2 protein-coding genes are annotated in these 1,434 nt (G+C 64.4%); one reads left to right on the top strand and one right to left on the bottom strand.

All coding sequences use genetic code 11. The features are described 5' to 3' along the window. Positions 1-530: 530 nt before the first annotated feature. The gene (locus ACLIVD_RS18985) at positions 531-869 is read right to left on the bottom strand and encodes an RNA polymerase-binding protein RbpA (RefSeq protein ID WP_005255751.1); all 339 of its coding nucleotides are present in this window, start codon (positions 867-869) and stop codon (positions 531-533) included. Between the two features lie 172 nt (positions 870-1,041). Here ACLIVD_RS18985 and ACLIVD_RS18980 point away from each other — a divergent pair, with 172 nt between their 5' ends. Then, positions 1,042-1,374 carry a hypothetical protein gene (locus ACLIVD_RS18980; protein WP_005246337.1) on the top strand — a complete coding sequence of 111 codons (333 nt, stop codon included), beginning with the start codon at positions 1,042-1,044 and terminating at the stop codon, positions 1,372-1,374. Positions 1,375-1,434 lie beyond the last annotated feature (60 nt).

Genomic DNA, 1,434 nt, shown 5'->3' with positions numbered 1-1,434 from the left:
CCGCATCACCGCCCGACAGACCGGAAGGTTTGGTTTGGGCGGTGATGGGGGAATACCACGAAATGTGAGTGGTTGTACGGAAAACGAGCGGTTGACCACCCCGAATGTCGTGGACGCCCGACCGGTCGTCGTTTCGGGTGCCGATTTCATACCCCAGGTGTGAGATTTACCCGAAGAGAAGACCAAACCCTTGACTCCGCGGTACCGAATAGTAGATTGAGAGCGGTCATGTGACCTACCTCTCAAATGGTACGGAAGCCCGAGAGGTCGGTCATACGTGGTTTCTTCGACTGCGTGTTCGGGGCGTGACGCTCGGTGCTTTGTGTGCTCGGAATGTAACGCGCCCGCGTTCAGCAGATCGGAGTACTTGGATGAGTCCTGTCGAGACGGTGACCAGCCCAGTGACGAACAGAAGCTTGTCCGTGTCGAACACCCCGTCCGCGCCGAAGCCGGGGTCGCAGTCTCCCCGGACGCGGCGAACGCCGCCCCGGCAGAGCCGAGACGGCGTTCGTACGGTTCGGTTGCCTGTGTCAGGCTCCGCGGCGCTTCGCCTTCAGCAGGTCGAGGCGCTCCTTCAGCAGCTCCTCCAGTTCCTCCTTGGAACGGCGTTCGAGCAGCATGTCCCAGTGGGTACGCGGCGGCTTGACCTTCTTGGCCTCGGGCGCAGTGCCCTCGACCAGGGTTCCCTCGAGGCCGTTACGGCACAGCCACGTGCCGGGAATCTCGGCATCGTCGGCGAAGGGAATGTCGAAGACCTCACCGTTGTCGCACCGGTACTTGGCCATCCGACGGGGCGCGAGGTCGTGGTCACGGTCGGTCTCGTAGCTCACCGCTCCGAGTCGACTTCCTCGAAGTACGCGATCTGCCATGGTTGTGTCCTCTCCTCGATCGTCTCCGCGCGAGTACGCCTGGACCAGAACCAAGCGTTCACACTCATCTACAACGCCACGGCCTCCCGATTGGTTCCCGCACGCCGCGCAGATGCAACCTCGACATCTTACCGGGCGGGCCTCGAGGCGCCGCGCAGTAAGGTGGTTGACCATGACCGGCGCCTCCCGCAGACCCGATTCCTGTGTGTGGTGCGGCCGGGAAGTGGCCGAGACAGGGATGGGGCGGCGCCGCCGGTACTGCCGCCAATCCTGCCGGCAGCGCGCATACGAGCAGCGCAACCAGGTCAAGGGCACGAGCATCCCCGCCGATGCGGTGGTGCTCACCTCGGAGGAAGCCTCCGCCATGGTCGACCGGGTTTTCCAGGTTCGATGTGCCGCCGAGGACGTGGCGACAGCCGTTGCCGAAGGTGCGGCGGCCCATGAGGTGGAGTCTCTGTGCGCCGACCTCGTGCAACTCGCACGTGAGGCCGAACGCTTCCGCTGAGCCTCGGACAGAGGCGGGGGAGCGTAGGACGCACTCTGCTCGACCGGTCCGACCGTCGCC

Source organism: Rhodococcus sp. G6(2025), from assembly GCF_058628105.1.
This window is presented reverse-complemented; position numbering and strand designations above follow the sequence as displayed.

Bases quoted from the DNA above. Each gene is read 5' to 3' on its own strand.
- ACLIVD_RS18980 (WP_005246337.1), top strand. From the start codon at position 1,042: ATGACCGGCGCCTCCCGCAGACCCGATTCCTGTGTGTGGTGCGGCCGG.
- ACLIVD_RS18985 (WP_005255751.1), bottom strand. From the start codon at position 869: ATGGCAGATCGCGTACTTCGAGGAAGTCGACTCGGAGCGGTGAGCTAC.